Below are 16,945 nucleotides of genomic sequence, written 5' to 3'. Positions count from 1 at the left end.
CGTTGGGGATTGCGGCGCGTAGCCCGCCCGAATACCGTCCGTGCAACGAAGCGCGGCCGAGCGCGTTCGCCTGATCTAGAGCAAGTCCTTGAGTTACCTGGGAGTCCCCGCTTCGTGACGTCCATGCAGGTGTTGTCGTTCGTAGTCATCGCACTGATGATGATTGCGTTCGTATGGGGACGAATCCGCTACGACCTGGTGGCGGCCGGGGCCCTGGTCATCTCGGTAGCCGTCGGCATCGTGCCGGTCGGCGAGGCGTTTTCGGGCTTTTCGGACGATATCGTCATCATCGTCGCCAGCGCGCTGGTGGTGAGCGCGGCCGTTGCCCGTTCCGGCGTCATGGAGGTGGCCATCAACCGCCTCGCGCCCAACCTTTCGCGGCCGCGCTCGCAATTGATTCTGCTCGTCCTCACGGTCACGATGCTCTCTGCCTTCATCAAGAATATCGGCGCGCTGGCTATCATGATGCCGATCGCGCTGCAGATGGCCACGCGCTCCGGCGTCTCGCCCTCCATGTTCCTGATGCCGATGTCGTTCGGCTCGCTCCTGGGCGGCCTGATGACCCAGATCGGCACCTCGCCCAATATCATCGTCTCTCGCCTGCGCGTCGAACTCACCGGCGAGAGCTTCACGATGTTCGATTTCACGCCCGTCGGCGCGCTGTTGGCGGTGGTTGGCGTCATCTTCCTCGTGCTCTGCTATCGCCTGTTGCCCGAGCGCCGGCGCGAGAACGCCTCCATCCAGGAGGCGGTGGCGATCAAGAACTACACCACCGAAGCCCGCGTCCCCGAGGGCTCATCCTCGATCGACAAGACCGTCGGCGATCTCCAGAAGCTCGGCGGCGGCCGGCTGATGGTGACGAGTCTCCTCGATACCAACGGCCGCCGTCGTACGCCGTTTCCCGACGCCGTGCTGCGCCAGGGCGATATCCTCATCCTCGAAGGCGAGCCGGAAGCGCTGGACAAGGCAGTCGCCCGCGGCGGCCTCACGCTGTCGCATAGCCGCCAGGAAAGCATCCAGGATGAGGCACGCACCGAAACGGTCGAGGCCGTGGTCGGCGTCAATTCTCGACTTATCGGCAGCACGGCCAAGGAATTGCTGTTGTTCGACATGAGCGGGGTCAACCTGCTGGCGATCAGCCGCCGCGAAACCCGCTTCACCCAGCGTCTCGGCTCCATCCGCTTCGAGGATGGCGACGTGATCCTGCTGCGTGGCCCTGTCGGCACGCTGCCCGAACTGCTCCAGGAATGGGGCTGCCTGCCGCTCATCGAGCGCGGCCTGCGCCTCGGCAGCTTCCGCAACGGCATCGCCCCCATCGTCATCCTGCTCGCGGCGATGGCGGCAACAGCCGTGGGCGCGGTCACGGTGCCTGTGGCCTTCTTCACGGCGGCCCTGATGATGGTCATCACTGGCGCCCTGCCGCTGCGCGAAGTCTATTCGCGCCTTGATGCCTCTATCCTGGTGATGCTTGCCGCGCTCATCCCCGTCAGCCAATCGCTGCAGACCACAGGCGCGACGGCGCTCATCGGCACATGGCTATCCGGCGTCGCCTCGGTGCTGCCGCCTTATGGCGCGCTGGCGCTGATCCTCGTCGTGGCCATGGCGGTGACGCCTTTCCTCAACAACGCGGCAACCGTGCTGGTGATGGCGCCCATCGCCGCCACCTTTGCCGGTGGCCTCGGCCTGCGGCCGGAGCCGTTCCTGATGGCCGTAGCCATCGGGGCAGGGTGCGATTTCCTCACGCCCATCGGGCACCAGTGCAATACACTGGTCATGGGTCCGGGCGGCTATCGCTTCGGCGACTATTGGCGGCTTGGCCTGCCGTTATCGATCCTCGTGGTGCTGACGGCCGTTCCTGCGCTGATGCTGGTCTGGCCGCCCTGATCAATAGCCGCTGGCGCCCTTGGCCGGTGCCGGCACGCTCTTGAACTTCGCCGCAAGCGCGCTCGTCGCCTGCGAGAAGAGCGTCACATCGGTGCCCACGGCCACGAAGCTCGCGCCAAGATCGAGATAACGCTGCGCCAGCGCGTTGTCGGCGGTGAGTATGCCGGCCGGCTTCCCCGCCTTGATGATGCGGGCCAGCCCGTCCTCGACCACCGCCTGCACCTCCGGCGCTCCCGGCCTGCCAAGAAAGCCCATATCCGCTGCCAGGTCCGATGGTCCGATGAAGACGCCGTCCACGCCCTCGACCGCAGCAATAGCCTCGAGGTTCGCCATCGCCGCCCGGCTTTCGAGCTGCACCAGCAGGCACATCTGCTCGTTGGCCGTCGTCAAATAGTCGGGAATACGGTTGAAGGCCGAGGCGCGGGCCATGGCCGCGCCGACGCCGCGCACGCCCTTGGGCGGGTAGTTCATGGCACGCACCAGTTGCTGCGCCTGCTCGGCAGTCTCGACCATCGGCACGAGCACGGTCTGCGCCCCGATATCGAGAAGCTGCTTGATGATCCAGGTTTCCCCGATCGGCGCGCGCACCACGGGATGGGTCTTGTCACCGATGGCCTGCAACTGGGCTGCCATCACGGGCAGGGTGTTGGGCGCATGCTCGCCATCGACCACCACCCAGTCGAAACCCGCCCCCGCGCACAGTTCGGCGGCATAGGCATTGGCCATGCCCAGCCAGAGGCCGATCTGGCGGTCGCCATGGGCGATGGCGGCTTTGAACTTGTTAAGGGGAGCAGGCATATCGAAAATCCTCAGGCGAAATAGGCGCTGACCGTGCCGTAGGGGCCGAAATCGGCGACGATGGTGTCGCCGTGCCGGGCCTCGACCGGTCGGATGAATGAGCCCGAAAGCACCACGTCACCGGCTGAAATGGAAGAGCCATACTGCGCCAGCCGGTTCGCCAGCCAGGCAATGCCTGCGGCCGGATGGTTGAGCACGCCCGCACCCAGGCCCGTCTCCTCGATCTCGCCATTGCGCAGCAGGATCGCGCCGATCCAGCGCATGTCGGCATCGAGCGGACGCACGGGGCGGCCACCGGTGATGATGCCGGCATTGGCGGCATTGTCCGCGATGGTATCGAAGAAGGTCCGCACCTTCTTGGTCTCCGGGTCCACGCGCTGGATGCGCGTATCGAGGATTTCGATGGCCGGGGTGATGAAGTCGGTGGCGTTGAGCACGTCGAAGATGTTGACGTCCGGCCCCTTGAGGTCCGACTTCATGACGAAGGCGATCTCGGCTTCCACGCGCGGCTGGATGAAGCGGTCGGCCGGAATGGTGGCGCTGTCCGGGAAGAACATGTCGTCGAGCAGGATGCCCGAATCCGGCACGTTGATGTTGAGCGCATATTGCATTGCCTTGGACGTGAGCCCGATCTTCCAGCCCCTGGCCTTGCGTCCAGCCGCGATCTTGCGGCGTACGAGGGCTGCCTGCACGGCATAGGCGTCGTCCATCGTCGCCTGCGGATAATCCAGGCTCAGGATGCGTACCTGCGTGCGGGTGCGTTCAGCCTCGAAAAGCCGCGCGGCGGCGTCTTCGACCTCTTGCGGGGTCATCATGCGGATACTCCTTCGTCGACCACGCCATTCCGCAGCGTGCCGATCCCTTCTGCCTCGACCTCGATCGTGTCGCCCGGCTTGAGCCAGATCGGCGGGTCGAACCGTGCACCGGCACCGGTCGGCGTGCCGGTCACGATCACGTCGCCGGGCACGAGCGTGGCGAAGGTCGAGATGTAATTGATGAGCTTGCGGAAGCCGAAGATCATGCGGCTGGTCCGATCGTCCTGGCGGATCTCGCCGTTGACGCGCGTGGTGAGCCGGATATCGGCGATCTGGTCTTCCGAGACATAGGGGACGAGCCACGGGCCGATCGAGCCGGTGCCGTCGAAATTCTTGCCCTGCGTCACGTTGAACTTGGCGTGTCGCACCCAGTCGCGCACGGTGCCTTCATCGCAAAGCGTCAGCGCCGCGACATGGTCGAGCGCGGCGGCCTCCGAAATGTGCCGCCCGCTCTTGCCGATCACCAGCACCACCTCGCCCTCGTAGTCGAGCTGTGGCGAAACCGTGGGGCGCGTCAGCGGCACGTCGTGCCCGACGAACGAGCGCGCAAAGCGCGGGAACAGCGAGGGATTGGAGGGCGCGGCCTGGCCGTCCTTGTATTCCTCGTTGCGGTCCGGGTAGTTGACCCCCACGCAGATGATCTTTTCGGGCGATGGCACCGGAATGGCATAGGTGAATTCGCCCTCGGCGAAATCCGCCGGTTTGCCCGCTGCCTCGTCCACGAGCTGCCGCAGCACCCCGGCCTCGATCACTTCGCGCAGGCTTGGCCACTCGGTGCGCGTCAAGTCTACGAAGCCGGCATCGGTGATGGCGCCATACCGGGTCTTGCCGGCGGCCGTGACGGTGGCGAGGCGTCCGTATTTGCTCATTGTTCTTGTTCCTTAGGCCGCTATGCCGCCGAGGCAGACATATTTGATCTCGGTGAACTCCTCGATGCCGTACTTCGAGCCTTCCCGGCCCAGGCCCGAGGACTTGATGCCGCCGAACGGCGCTTCGGCAGTGGAGATGAGGCCGGTATTGACCCCGACCATGCCGTATTCGAGCGCCTCGGCCACGCGCCAGACACGGGCGAGATCGCGCGCGTAGAAATAGGAGGCGAGCCCGAATTCCGTGTCGTTGGCCTGCGCGATCACATCCGCTTCGTCCTTGAAGGCGAAAAGCGGGGCGAGGGGGCCGAACGTCTCCTCGCGGGCCACCGCCATCTCGGGCGTCACGCCGGTGAGGATCGTGGTCTCGAAAAACGTGCCGCCCAGCGCATGGCGCTTGCCGCCAAGGCTCACCTGCGCGCCCTTGCCCAACGCGTCGGCGATATGCTCCTCGACCTTGGCAACGGCCTTGTCGTCGATGAGGGGACCGAGCACCACGCCATCATCGAGACCATTGCCGATCTTGAGCTTTGCCACGGCCGTCGCGAGCTTTTCGGCGAAGGCGTCATAGACGCCCTCCTGCACATAGATGCGGTTGGCGCAGACGCAGGTCTGGCCATTGTTGCGGAACTTGGCGATCAGCGCACCTTCGACCGCCGCATCGAGATCGGCGTCATCGAAGACGATGAAGGGCGCATTGCCACCCAGTTCCAGCCCGAGCTTCTTGATAGTCGGCGCGCTCTGCGCAAAGAGCTGCGCTCCGATCTCGGTCGAGCCGGTGAACGTGATCTTGCGGACGGTGGGGTTGGCCGTCATCTCCGCCCCGATCTCGGAAGCCGAGCCGGTGAGCACGCTGAAGAGCCCCGCCGGGACACCCGCGCGCTCGGCCAGCACCGCCAGCGCAATGGCCGAAAACGGCGTCTGCGAAGCAGGCTTGAGCACCATGGCGCAACCCGCCGCCAGTGCCGGCCCCGCCTTGCGCGTGATCATCGCGTTGGGAAAATTCCAGGGCGTGATAGCCCCAACCACGCCGATCGGCTGCTTGAGCACCATGATGCGCTTGTCGCGCTGATGGCCCGGAATGATGTCGCCATAGACCCGCCGAGCCTCCTCGGCGAACCATTCGATGAAGCTGGCGCCATAGGCGATCTCGCCCTTGGCCTCGGCCAGCGGCTTGCCCTGTTCGAGCGTGAGAATAAGCCCCAGGTCGTCCTGGTTGGCCATCATCAGCTCGAACCAGCGCCGCAGGATCACCGAGCGCTCCTTGGCAGTCCGCCCGGCCCATTCCACCTGCGCGACTCGCGCCGCCTCGATGGCCTCGCGCGTTTCAGCGGCGCCGAGCCTGGGCACGTTGCCGATCACCTCGCCGGTGGCGGGGTTGGTCACGGCGACGACAGCGGGCGCCTTGGCCTCGATCCAGCGGCCCGCGACATAGGCGGCCTGCCGGAGAAGCGTCGAATCCTTGAGTTTCATGCGGTCTTCTTCTCGATTGCGAGGGAACGGGCGATCTCGACAATGGTGTCGAACGCGACATCGGCATCGGCCTCGGTCATGTCCGAATGGCCGGCCTGGAAGCGGATGACGAGCTTGCCCTCGAAAGTGCTCTGCGTGAGATAGATGCGTCCGTCATCGTTGATGGCGTTGACCAGCGCGAGATTGAGCGCGTCGAGGTCGGCTGCGCCGCGCGGGGTGTAGCGGAACGAGAACAGCGACAGCATCGGCTCGCTGGCGATCTCGAAATCCGGCTCCGCCTTGAGGCGCCGGGCCAGCTTCTCGGCCCATTTGACGTGATTGCGGATCATGGTGCGCAGGCCCTCGAGCCCTTCCGCGCGCAGCACGAACCAGAGTTTCAGCGCCCGGAACCGGCGGCCGAGCTGCACCGACCATTCCGAGAAATTGACCACGCCGTCATGGCCGTGCGTCTTGAGATATTCCGGCTTGATGGCGAGCGTGCGCACCAGGTCTTCGGGATTGCGCACGAAATGCGCCGAGCAGTCGAACTGCACGGAGAGCCATTTATGCGGGTTGAAGACGACCGAATCCGCCATCTCGATCCCGTCCCAGAAGTGCCGGAATTCCGGGCAGATCATCGCCGAACCGGCCCATGCCGCATCGACATGGACATAAAGCCCGTGCCGCTTGGCGATCTCGCAGACGGCGCGGATATTGTCGGTCGAGCCCACGCTGGTCGAGCCCACACAGGCCACGATGCCCGCCGGCAGGAAGCCGGCAGCTTTGTCGGCCACGATCGCTGCTTCAAGCGCCGCCGGGTCCATCGACTGCAGCGCGCCTACGGCCGGAATGCGGACGAGGTTTTCCTGCCCGATACCCGAAATCCAGATCGCCCGGTCGATCGAGGTATGGACGAGGCTGGAGCTATAGACCCGCAATTGCGGGTTGGCGGCGAGGCCCTTGGCATTGCCATGCCATTCGAGCGCGCGCTCGCGCATGGTCAGCACCGCAGCCAGCGTCGAGGACGAGGCCGAATCCTGGATGACGCCGCCAAATCCCTGCGGCAGTCCGATTGCCTGGCGCAGCCAGTCGATCATGCGGATTTCGAGTTCTGTCGCCGCCGGCGAGGTCTGCCACAGCATGCACTGCGCGCCCATTGCCGCCACCAGGTACTCGGCGATCACCGAGGGCGGCGCGGCGCTGGCGGGGAAATAGGCGAAGAACCGGGGATGCTGCCAATGCGTCATTCCCGGCACGATGAGATTTTCGAAATCGGCGAAGATCTTCTCCATCGGCTCGGCCTTTTCGGGCGGAACCGAGGGCAGGGCGTTGAGCACCTTGCCGGGCACCAGCGGCGCGCGCACCGGTCGCTCTCGGAGGCCTTCGCGATAATCCACGCCCCATTGCGCGGCCTTGGTGGACCAGGAGCGGAAATCGTCGTTGTTCATGAAAGCCTCCGGTTGCGGGGATCAGGGTGCGATGATGGGCTGGGCTGCCAGCTCCGGATCGCGCACCTTCGCATCGGCGAAGGAGCTCCCTTCCTCGAACCACGAGCGCGGCGCGGGTGCGCCCCACAGGGTCTGCCGCTGCGGGTCCTTGAGGTCCCAGCGGATCGGTTCGAGGTCCGGGTCCACCGTCTGGTAGTCCGAGCAATAGATCTCGATGCGGTGATTATCCGGGTCGCGGACGTAAAGGAAGAAGGCGTTGGAAATGCCGTGCCGCCCCGGCCCGCGCTCGATATTGGCGACCCAGCCGGTCGTGGCCATGAGGTCGAGCAGGTCGATGATGTTGAGCGGGGTCGGCACCCAGAACGCGACGTGATGCAGGCGCGGGCCGCGGCCATTGGTGAAGGCGATATCGTGCACGCCGCCCTTGCGATGCGTCCACGCCGCCCACAGCCGCCCGCTCTCGGCGTCCTCGGTATATTCGGTCACCCGGAAGCCGATTTCGTTATAGAAAGCAACGGACTCGTCGACATTGGGCGAGAAGCAGTTGAAGTGGTCGATGCGGAGGGGCTTCACCCCTTTGTAGAGCGCGTATTTCTGGTGGATCGGCGGCAGGCGCTCCATCTTCGAATAGAATTCGAGCGGAATGCCGTGCGGGTCATGCGTGCGGAACGTGCGGCTCTGGTAGGGGCGCTCGACCCATTCCACCGGCAGGCCCTTGCCCTTGAAGAAATGCGCCGCCTTGTCGAGGTCCTCGTCGTCGAACACCTTGAAACCCAGGTCGCGCGCTTCGGCGCGCTCGCACTTGCGCAGCACGATGCAATGGTGACCGCGCTCCTCGAGCGCACGCAGGTAGATCGTGTCCTTGGTCTCGTCAGTCACCTGCAGGCCGAGCGTATCGACATAGAAGGCGCGGGATTTGGCAAGATCGGTAACGGCCAGTTCCACGTGGCTGAGGCGCACGATGTTGAACGGCGGGTAGAGAACGGGTTTGGGTAGAGACATTTTTCCTCCTGTCGGCGCGTGGGCGCCGCGGCGACGTTGCTCCTCCCGCGGAGCGCCGCCTTGATCGAAATCAAAGGCCCGGGGCTTTTCAGTCCCCGAGCTTCTGGATATTTGCCGGCGCCGTGGCGAAGGCTATGTTCTTGGTTTCCATATAGAAATCGAACGACCAATCGCCGCCATCACGCCCGATGCCCGAATTCTTGACGCCGCCGAACGGCGTCGGCAGGTGGCGCACGTTTTCCGAGTTCACCCAGATCATGCCGGCCTGCAGCGCATCGGTGAAGCGGAAGGCGCGGGTCACGTCGGCCGTCCAGAGATAGCCGGTCAGGCCGTACTGTACGTCATTGGCGATCGCCAGGGCTTCCGCCTCGTCCTTGAACGGAATGGCGCTGAGCACCGGCCCGAAAATCTCTTCCTGCGCGATGCGCATGTCGTTGCGCACATTGGTGAAAAGGGTAGGGGCGACATAGGGGCCACCGCCCGGTCCGTCGATCTTGCGTCCGCCGGCCGCCAGCGTCGCGCCTTCGGCAACGCCGATCTCGAAATACGAAAGCACCTTCTGCTCATGCACCGGATGCACCAGCGGCCCGATGACCGTCTGTGGATCGAGCGGGTGCCCGACCTTGATGCGATTGGCGCGCTCGGCAACCTTGGCGGTGAAGGCGTCGTAGATCGACTCCTCGACCAGCAGGCGCGAGGACGAGGTGCAGCGCTCGCCATTGAGCGAATAGATCATGAAGACGGCGGCATCGGCCGCGCGGTCGAGGTCGGCATCGGCGAAGACGATCACCGGGTTCTTGCCGCCCAGTTCGAAATGCACGCGCTTTAGCGTGTCGGCGCCCTGCTTCATGATCATCGAGCCCGTCCGGCTCTCGCCCACGAAGCCGATGGCCTTGATGTCCGGGTGCTCGGTCAGCGCCTTGCCCGCGTCTTCGCCCATGCCGTTGACGAGGTTCAGCACGCCCGGCGGCAACCCGGCTTCCTCGGCGATCTCGATGAGGAGCCGCGCGGTGAGCGGGGAGAACTCGGCCGGCTTGTGCACCACCGTGCAGCCTGCAGCCAGCGCAGGGGCGATCTTCCACGTCGAGAGCATGAACGGCGTGTTCCACGGCGTGATGATGCCCACCGGTCCGATAGGCGCGCGCGTGGTCATGTTGAGCTGGCCCGGCGCACGCAGCACCTTGCCGTCACGCGCCTCGGGCGCGCGATCGGCGAAGAAGCGGAAGTTCTCCGCGCCGCGCAGCGCCGCCTTGGACATGAATTTGAGCGACTGCCCGGTATCCATGCATTCAACGAACGCGATCTCTTCGGCGCGGGCGACGATGAGGTCGGAAATCTTGTGCAGCAGCTTCTTGCGCGCCTCGCCCGGCAATGCGGCCCAGGCGGGAAATGCTTCCTTGGCGGCCTTCGCGGCGCGGTCGATATCGGCCGCCTTGCCCCGCGCTACCGTCGCCAGCGGCTTGAGATCGACCGACGAGATGCTCTCGAAGGTCGAGCCGTCGGCCGACGCTACGTCCTGGCCGCCGATGCGGTTGAGCACGCCATCGCGCTTGAAGCGGGCGAGGTAACCCTCGGCCTTTTTGAGGTTATCTTCGAAATCGGACATGGCAGTCGTACCGTTTACTTGCCGCGCAGGCGGGGGTGGATGGCATTCTTCTTCCAGCTCAGGTCCGGATGAATTTCCCGGATCTCGAGCGAAAGGGCGAAATGGGGGGTGTCAAAGAGCGGCGCGAGATAGTCGCCCACTGCCTTGAAGATCGCCTCGCCGGTTCGTCGCTTCTCTTCATCCGTCCGGCCCTGGCCGATACGGAAGGACATGTCGATGAAGCCGTTCTCGGGCAGGGCGTCGGCGATGCTGTAGGCCTCGGCCCGGAAAGCCCGCACGCGCACCGCCCCGACCTCGAAGAGCCCGGTCTCCAGCACTGTGAGCGAAATCAGCGCGCAAAGCGCCTGCATGTCGACGCGCTCGTCGAGATTGGCAGAATATTCGATCGAAAAATGCGGCATCGGCTCCCTCCGACTCTGCGGCCGGTTGAATGTACTTAACGTGTTAAATAAATTACGGTCCGTGTCAAGCCGTTTGCGCGACCCGTTTGCCATCGGCGGGAAAAACGGAATATAGCCGCTATTGGCAGAGCATGGCCTGCCATACCAGAGACTTGTCGGAGGCCGTCGTGCTGCCAAGAAATACTCGCAGATCGCTGCCCATGTCGCTGCTGCGCGCTCGCGAGGCGGTAATGCTCAACTTCCGGCCCATGCTGGCCCGGCACGACGTCACCGAGCAGCAATGGCGCGTTCTGCGCGTCCTGGGGGAAAACAGCCCGCTCGATGCCACCGAGGTCGCCGAGCGCGCCTCGATTCTGGCGCCCAGCCTCACGCGCATCATCAAGGCGCTGGAAGATCGCAGCCTCATCACCCGCGGAAAGTTCGAGGACGACGGCCGCCGCGTGCAGCTCGCCATCGCCCCCGCCGGGATGACCATGATCGAGGAACTCGCCCCCGAGCGCCGCGCCATCTATCGCGAGATCGAACGCAAGTACGGGCCGGAAGAGCTCGAAAAGCTGCTCGACATGCTCGAAGCCCTCATCAAAAGCCAGGAATAGACGGCAGCTCCGCCGGCATTCCTGCGCTCATATACTTAACACGTGAAATAAGTTGACAGCGATCGGGAAACGCTGTCAGACTTTCCGAATGCACCAATGGTTCGAATAATAAACCGATCGGAGGAGGTGCATCACGGTTGAGCAGGAGGGAGCCTTGACCACAACAACTTCCGACGGCCAGGCCAATCAGCTGCGCAAGAACAGCCTTGGCGTTGCGGCCGTCACCTTTCTCGTCGTTTCCGCCGCTGCGCCGCTGACCGCGGTAGCCGGCGGCGTGCCGCTCAGCATGTTGCTGGGCAACGGGGCGGGCATCCCCGCCACCTTCATTCTCGTCACTGCGCTGCTGCTGCTCTTCGCGGTCGGCTATGTCGCCATGTCGCGCCACGTGCGCAATGCCGGCGCCTTCTACGCCTATACTACCCGCGGGCTGGGTGGCGTGGCCGGTGGCGCCGCGGCGATCATCGCCATTGTCAGCTATAATTGCATGCAGATCGGCGTCTTCGGCCTCTTCGGCGCTGCCACCTCCGGGCTTCTGGCCGGCTGGGGCATCAACCTGCCGTGGTGGGCTTGGTGCTATCTCGGCATCGCGCTGGTGGCCGTGCTGGGCTACCGCCGCGTCGATATCTCGGCCAAGGTCCTCACCGTCCTCGTGGTTCTCGAATACCTCGTGGTGCTCATCCTCGATTTCGCCATCATCGGGCAGGGCGGCGACAGCGGCCTCAGCCTCGCGCCGTTCACGCCGGCGCAGTTCTTCCAGGGCTCGCCCGCCATCGGCATCCTCTTCTGCTTTGCCGCCTTCATCGGCTTTGAAGCCACCACCATCTATTCCGAGGAAGCCCGCGAGCCGACCCGCACGGTGCCCCGCGCCACCTATATCTCGGTGCTACTCATCGGCATCTTCTACATGTTCACCTCCTGGCTCATGGCCAATGGTGCGGGCGTGGACAAGCTCGTCGGCGAGATCGGTGCGCTCGAAGACCCGACCACCTTCCTTTTCACGCTCTCCGACCGTTATGTCGGCACCTGGCTGAGCCAGTTGATGAGCATTCTCTTCGTCACCAGCCTCTTTGCCGGCGTCACCGCGTTCCACAACGGCGTCGCCCGCTACATGTACGTCGCCGGCCGCGAAGGCCTCTTGCCCTCGGGGATCGGCGTGACGCACCGCCAGTTCCAGAGCCCGCACGTCGCCTCGATCGTCCAGACCGTCATCGCCGTAGCAGTGATAACGCTCTTCGCCGTCACCGGGCAGGACCCGGTGCTCAACCTCTTTTCCTGGCTCACCAATGTCGGCACGTTGGGCATCATCGTCTTGATGGCGGCGACGTCCTTTGCGGTCGTGGCCTTCTTTTCGCGCAATGCCGGGCTCGAGGCCAATCCGCTCAAGGCGTGGATCTTGCCGGTGCTGTCCGGCCTGGCCTTTCTCGTCGTGATTTCGCAGATCGTCATCAACTTCGGCAACCTCTCGGGCGCCTCCGGCACCCTGGGCTGGTTCCTGCCTGCCATCGTGCTGATCGCTGCACTGGTCGGCGCCGCTCTCGCTATCGGCCTGCGCTCGCGCAGTGCCGCGGCGTTCGAGGCGCTGGGCAGCGCTCGCTACTAGCGTCTCCTCCCTGGGGGCAAGCAGGGGCGGCGGTCTTCGGGCCGCCGCCTCACTTTCTGGTTGCTCTCGGCCGCCGCTTGGAGTACTTGGGCGCTGCTTCAATCTTCGCCGATTGAAGTTTTGACCCGGCCGGAGTTTCCACCTCCTGGCCGGGTCATTCATTTTGGGCGACTCGCCGCTTTCGCTATGCTCCTGCTGTCTGGCAGGAGGTTGAAAATGGCAGGCACCGGGGAATCCTGGCTTATCTGGGCGTTGTTGTCAGCCGCTTTCGCGGCGTTGACCGCGATCTTCGCCAAGGTGGGCATCGAAAACATCAATTCCGATTTCGCCACCTTTATCCGCACCATCGTCATCCTTGTGGCGGCGGGCGGCATGGTCTTTGCCACCGGCAACTGGCAATCGCCCAGCACCGTCTCCAACAAGACCTGGCTGTTCCTGCTGCTCTCGGGCCTGGCGACAGCCGCGTCGTGGATCTGCTATTTCCGGGCGCTCAAGCTCGGGCCCGCGGGGCAGGTGGCGCCGATCGATAAGCTCAGCGTCGTGCTTGTCGCCGTCTTCGCCTTCACCTTCCTCGGCGAGCGCTATTCGACCGTGAACTGGGTGGGAATTGCCCTGATCACGGCCGGTGCGGTGCTTGTCGCCGTCCCCTAGGGTCCGTCCTCAACAAGTCCCGGCGCCCCCAGAGCGCTTATTTCTTCGTCTGACAGAGTCCAACGGAAGCGCTGTCCGTCTGCGCGCCACAACCACTGAACTTCCCCGGCCGCAGAGCCGGGGCCCACGGATTGCTCCACTCGAGTGGAGGGGGCAATGGGCCCCGGATCAAGTCCGGGGAAGTCCGGTGGGTGGGGCGGCCATCGCAACCTCATCTACCGGTGCAATTGAGTACGGACCCTAGCCGCCGAAGCTGCCAAGCTGGGTCGGGACATGCACATAGGTGCGGTCGACATAGAGCAGGGCGTTGCCGTCCGGCCGATGGCGGACGCCCGTCACCCGCCCGATCATCACGTTATGCGTGCCCACATGGTGCACCATCTCGATCTCGCAATCGAAATTGACGATGGCGTCGGCCAGCGCAGGCGTGCCTGACGCCATCTTGAGCCATTGCGCCGCCGCATAGCGCTCCGTCATGTCCTGCGTCCCGCCGGCGAACTTGCCGGCCAGGTGCATGTGCTCGTGGGTGAGCACATTGACGCAGAACCGCTTGTTGGCGAGGAACAGGTCGCACTGCGCCGACCGTCCGTTCATGCAGACCAGCAGGGTAGGCGGCTCGTCCGACACCGAGCACATCGCCGTGGCGGTGAACCCGCCACGGCCGGCAGAGCCGTCCGTGGTGATGATGTTGACGGGCGCGCAGACCCGCGCCATCGCGTTGCGGAATTCGGTCTTGGTAACGAGGTCGGGCATCTACCCCTCCTCTGGCGTCAGTTGCTCAGGGGCGGCAGCCAGGTGTCGCCGGTCCAGCCGTTCTCGTCGTAGTCGCTCATGCAGGTATCGACGAGTTCCTCCATCTGCTTGAGCCGCCCGCCGCGCTCGGCGCCCTTGAGCACCTGCAGCCGCACCTCTTCAGGCGCACCGGCATAGTTGAGCTCGTAGAGCGCATGGCGTCCGCCGAACTCCGTGCCCGTCGCATCCCAGAGCAGCTTCATGATCTTGATGCGCTCGATATGGCTCATGTCGTTCGACCCGCGGACATATTGCGCCAGGTACCGGTTGATCTCCGGATTGTCGAAGTCCCGCGCCGATGACGGCAGGTAGATGAGCCCCGAGGCGATGACCTTGCGGATCGTCTCGATCACGCGCGGATAGGCTTCGGACATGAAGGTGCGGTACGAAAGCGCCGCCTCGAGGTTCGGCAGCACCGCGCCATTGGCCCATGGCTGCGGATTGTAGGCCATGGCGTTCGAAAAGCTCCAGAACATGTGCCTGAGAGCAATGACCTCGCCGAGCGCCGCCTGGTTGCCGCGGAATGCATCGCCGCCGGTCGCGCGCAGCGCTTTGGCCAGGAGCCCGGCCAGGAAGTCCAGCTTCACCGCAAAGCGCGTGCAGCCCTGGAAGCAATAGCCGTGCATGAAGCCCGAGGCCGGGTGGAACGACAGAATTTTCGGCGCATCGCGCAGCACCAGCACGTCTTCCCAGGGGATGAAGACATTGTCGAGCACGAGGATGGCGTCGTTCTCGTCGAACCGCGAGGAGAGCGGATAGTCGAAAGGCTGCCCCACGCGATTGGCGGTCTCTTCATAGGAGACGCGGCAGAACATCTTGATGCCAGGTGCATTCATCGGCACGATGAACATCACCGAAAGCGACGGGTCTTCCGTCACCGTGGCCGAGCTCTGCGCCAGGAAATTGTAGTGCGTGAGCGCCGACGACGTCGCCACCACCTTCGCGCCCGACACATAGATGCCCGCATCGGTTTCCTTGGTGATGTGGACGAAGACGTCCTTCACCTGGTCGGCCGGCTTGTGACGGTCGATGGGCGGGTTGACGATGGCGTGGTTCATGAAGAGCACCGCTTCCTGGGCACGCTTGTGCCAGGCCTGCGCGTTCTCCTTGAACGGGCCGTACCAGTCGGCATTGGCGCCAAGCGTGTTCATCAGCGCCGCCTTGTAGTCGGCGGTGCGCCCCATCCAGCCATAGGACATGCGCGCCCACTCGGCGATCGCGCCCTGCTGCGCGACGAGCTCGGAACTCGACTTCGCCACGCGGAAATATTTGTGCGTATAGCCACCCGAGCCGGTATCGGTCGGCGAGGTCAGTGTCTCGCGCCGGTTCTGGTCGTGCAGCGCATCGTAGAGCCGTGCCAGCGAGCGGGCGGAATTGCGCATGGCCGGGTGGGCCGTGACGTCGGCAACGCGCTCGCCATTGATATAGACCTCGCGGTCGTCCCTCAGGCTGGCCAGGTATTCGGCGCCGGTGAACGGGCGCGACTTGTCCGCGCGGAAATCTTCTGATCGCATCACGATCCTCCTCTTTGTCCCGAGGATAGGCGCGTCCGCTTCGCGACGGCATGGACAAAGGAGTAAAATCGCTGGTACTTTTTCCGGCGAAATGAAACAGGTCGATATTCCGGATTTCTTTGTCTACGGCGAACCCAGTCGCGCACTCGACGTGGGATTTCTCCATGTTGAAACCGTAAGAGAAAGAAATAACATACATTTAGGCAAGGTTCTGCCGCACAAGCATGCGCAGATGGGGCAGATCACCTTCTGGACCAGCGGCCGGGGTGTCTATCGCATCGAGGACCAGGTCTGGGACTTTTCGGCGCCGACTGCGAGCTTCGTCCCCAGCAATGTCGTCCATGGTTTCACCATCGAGCCGGGTACGGACGCGCTGGTCGTCTCCGTCGCCGACGGCATGCTCAAGCAACTGGCCGCCCAGACGAGCCTGGCGCTCGATGGCCCCGTCTTCGTCGGTGGCGAGCCGCACTCGCCAGCCTGGACCGGACTTGCCGACACTCTGGCCATGATCGCACGAGAATACCGCCAGGGCGTCCGCAACGACGACATCCTGACCAACCTCGTCGCCGTCTCGCTCTCCTACATAGCCCGCCTCAATGCCGACCGGCCGAGCATCGCCTCGTCTCCCGCGCTGGCGCTCGCTCTGGCATTCCGTCGCTCGGTCGACGAGCATTTCCGCGAGGGCTGGCCGATGGAAAAATATGTCGATCTTCTCGGCACCACGCCGCACCTACTCGACAAGGCCTCCCGCCAGGTCCTCAAGATGCCGCCCAAGGAAGTGGTGCTCAGCCGGCGCCTGCTGGAAGCCAAGCGGCTCTTGCTTTTTACCATCCGTTCGGTGGAGGATATCGCGCTCGAGACCGGCTTCAGGGACCCGGCCTATTTCTCCCGCTTCTTCCGTCTGCGCGAAGGCGAAGCGCCCGCTGCCTGGCGGCGTCGCAACGGCTAGCGCGAATTATTGGACGGATTGCGAAGTCACGGGATTGTGGGCCAATCGCGCCCCGGTAACCTCCGCTATACTCCTGACTCTACTCGGTTAATGCAGGCTGCCGCCCAAGCGCTTGCGGCGACAATGCGGGTACTGGCTGAGCAAGGGAGCTGCTTCGATGACCTTTTCTTCCAATTTCTGGGAATTTCTCTGGCTGATCGTCTCCACGTTCTTCTTCATCGCCTACCTCGTGGTGCTGTTCCAGATTATCGTCGACCTGTTTCGCGATCGCTCGCTTGGCGGCTTCGCCAAGGCGATCTGGGTTATCTTCCTCATCGTCTTCCCGCTGATCACGGCGCTCGTCTACCTCATCGCACGCGGCGGTGGCATGGCCGACCGGCAGTCCCAGCAGGTCAACGAAGCGCGTGAGGAGGCGGATGCCTATATCAAGCGCGTCGCCGGCACCAACGCCGCCGACCAGATCGCCAGCGCCAAGGTCCTGCTCGACCAGGGCACGATCACCCAGGCCGAGTTCGAAAAGCTCAAGGCCAAGGCGCTCGCCTGATCGTCGCTGCAAAGTCCTGTCGTGCCG

16 protein-coding genes are annotated in these 16,945 nt (G+C 64.3%); 6 read left to right on the top strand and 10 right to left on the bottom strand.

The window, feature by feature from the left end; genetic code table 11:
• The first annotated feature begins 123 nt into the window (after positions 1-123).
• Entirely contained in the window at positions 124-1,884 is a 1,761-nt protein-coding gene (locus JNE37_RS00780) for an SLC13 family permease (protein ID WP_379125133.1), read from the top strand.
• On the opposite strand, the gene hpaI is transcribed toward JNE37_RS00780, so the two are convergent.
• The 8 genes from hpaI to JNE37_RS00740 all read right to left on the bottom strand — a co-directional run bounded on the left by hpaI (position 1,885) and on the right by JNE37_RS00740 (position 10,272).
• Positions 1,885-2,682, bottom strand: coding sequence for a 4-hydroxy-2-oxoheptanedioate aldolase (hpaI, locus tag JNE37_RS00775; RefSeq protein WP_203065003.1), 798 nt, complete (start codon positions 2,680-2,682; stop codon positions 1,885-1,887).
• 11 nt (positions 2,683-2,693) lie between these two features.
• Positions 2,694-3,497, bottom strand: a complete 804-nt coding sequence (hpaH, locus tag JNE37_RS00770; protein WP_035089540.1) for a 2-oxo-hept-4-ene-1,7-dioate hydratase — start codon at positions 3,495-3,497, stop codon at positions 2,694-2,696.
• Positions 3,494-4,366 carry a fumarylacetoacetate hydrolase family protein gene (locus JNE37_RS00765; protein ID WP_203065002.1) on the bottom strand — a complete coding sequence of 291 codons (873 nt, stop codon included), beginning with the start codon at positions 4,364-4,366 and terminating at the stop codon, positions 3,494-3,496. The genes hpaH and JNE37_RS00765 overlap by 4 nt, the downstream gene beginning before the upstream one ends.
• A gap of 12 nt (positions 4,367-4,378) precedes the next feature.
• Positions 4,379-5,836, bottom strand: coding sequence for an NADP-dependent succinate-semialdehyde dehydrogenase (gene gabD / locus JNE37_RS00760; RefSeq protein WP_203065001.1), 1,458 nt, complete (start codon positions 5,834-5,836; stop codon positions 4,379-4,381).
• Positions 5,833-7,263, bottom strand: coding sequence for a pyridoxal phosphate-dependent decarboxylase family protein (locus tag JNE37_RS00755; RefSeq protein ID WP_035027568.1), 1,431 nt, complete (start codon positions 7,261-7,263; stop codon positions 5,833-5,835). The genes gabD and JNE37_RS00755 overlap by 4 nt, the downstream gene beginning before the upstream one ends.
• Before the next feature lie 21 nt (positions 7,264-7,284).
• A complete protein-coding gene (gene hpaD, locus JNE37_RS00750; protein WP_035027566.1) occupies positions 7,285-8,265 on the bottom strand; it encodes a 3,4-dihydroxyphenylacetate 2,3-dioxygenase in 981 nt (326 codons plus the stop codon).
• 88 nt (positions 8,266-8,353) lie between these two features.
• Positions 8,354-9,871, bottom strand: coding sequence for a 5-carboxymethyl-2-hydroxymuconate semialdehyde dehydrogenase (gene hpaE, locus JNE37_RS00745; protein ID WP_203065000.1), 1,518 nt, complete (start codon positions 9,869-9,871; stop codon positions 8,354-8,356).
• 14 nt (positions 9,872-9,885) lie between these two features.
• Positions 9,886-10,272 (bottom strand): 5-carboxymethyl-2-hydroxymuconate Delta-isomerase, encoded by a 387-nt coding sequence (locus JNE37_RS00740; protein WP_203064999.1) that lies wholly within the window; start codon positions 10,270-10,272, stop codon positions 9,886-9,888.
• A 131-nt stretch (positions 10,273-10,403) separates the two neighbouring features.
• On the opposite strand from JNE37_RS00740, the gene hpaR reads away from it, so the two are divergent.
• The 3 genes from hpaR to JNE37_RS00725 all read left to right on the top strand — a co-directional run bounded on the left by hpaR (position 10,404) and on the right by JNE37_RS00725 (position 13,119).
• A complete protein-coding gene (gene hpaR, locus JNE37_RS00735; RefSeq protein ID WP_052014877.1) occupies positions 10,404-10,868 on the top strand; it encodes a homoprotocatechuate degradation operon regulator HpaR in 465 nt (154 codons plus the stop codon).
• 154 nt (positions 10,869-11,022) lie between these two features.
• Positions 11,023-12,468, top strand: coding sequence for an APC family permease (locus JNE37_RS00730; RefSeq protein WP_035089549.1), 1,446 nt, complete (start codon positions 11,023-11,025; stop codon positions 12,466-12,468).
• Positions 12,469-12,684: 216 nt separating this feature from the next.
• Entirely contained in the window at positions 12,685-13,119 is a 435-nt protein-coding gene (locus tag JNE37_RS00725; RefSeq protein ID WP_203064998.1) for an EamA family transporter, read from the top strand.
• A gap of 240 nt (positions 13,120-13,359) precedes the next feature.
• Here the strand turns inward: JNE37_RS00725 and JNE37_RS00720 are convergent, their stop codons facing one another.
• Together JNE37_RS00720 and JNE37_RS00715 are read right to left on the bottom strand one after the other, a co-directional pair.
• Positions 13,360-13,872 carry a flavin reductase gene (locus tag JNE37_RS00720; protein ID WP_035027553.1) on the bottom strand — a complete coding sequence of 171 codons (513 nt, stop codon included), beginning with the start codon at positions 13,870-13,872 and terminating at the stop codon, positions 13,360-13,362.
• Positions 13,873-13,889: 17 nt separating this feature from the next.
• Positions 13,890-15,425 (bottom strand): 4-hydroxyphenylacetate 3-hydroxylase N-terminal domain-containing protein, encoded by a 1,536-nt coding sequence (locus tag JNE37_RS00715; RefSeq protein WP_035089553.1) that lies wholly within the window; start codon positions 15,423-15,425, stop codon positions 13,890-13,892.
• Positions 15,426-15,657: 232 nt separating this feature from the next.
• Between JNE37_RS00715 and JNE37_RS00710 the strand changes: the two genes are divergently transcribed.
• Complete coding sequence (locus JNE37_RS00710) at positions 15,658-16,374, top strand: helix-turn-helix domain-containing protein (RefSeq protein WP_343073226.1); 717 nt, start codon at positions 15,658-15,660, stop codon at positions 16,372-16,374.
• A gap of 157 nt (positions 16,375-16,531) precedes the next feature.
• Entirely contained in the window at positions 16,532-16,918 is a 387-nt protein-coding gene (locus tag JNE37_RS00705) for an SHOCT domain-containing protein (protein WP_035027544.1), read from the top strand.
• The last annotated feature ends 27 nt before the right edge of the window (positions 16,919-16,945 follow it).

Origin of the sequence: Paradevosia shaoguanensis, assembly GCF_016801025.1 — a bacterium.
Classification (GTDB): Bacteria; Pseudomonadota; Alphaproteobacteria; order Rhizobiales; family Devosiaceae; genus Paradevosia; species Paradevosia shaoguanensis.
The sequence above is the reverse complement of the archived record's forward strand: the minus strand, read 5'-3'. Positions and strand labels throughout refer to the sequence as shown.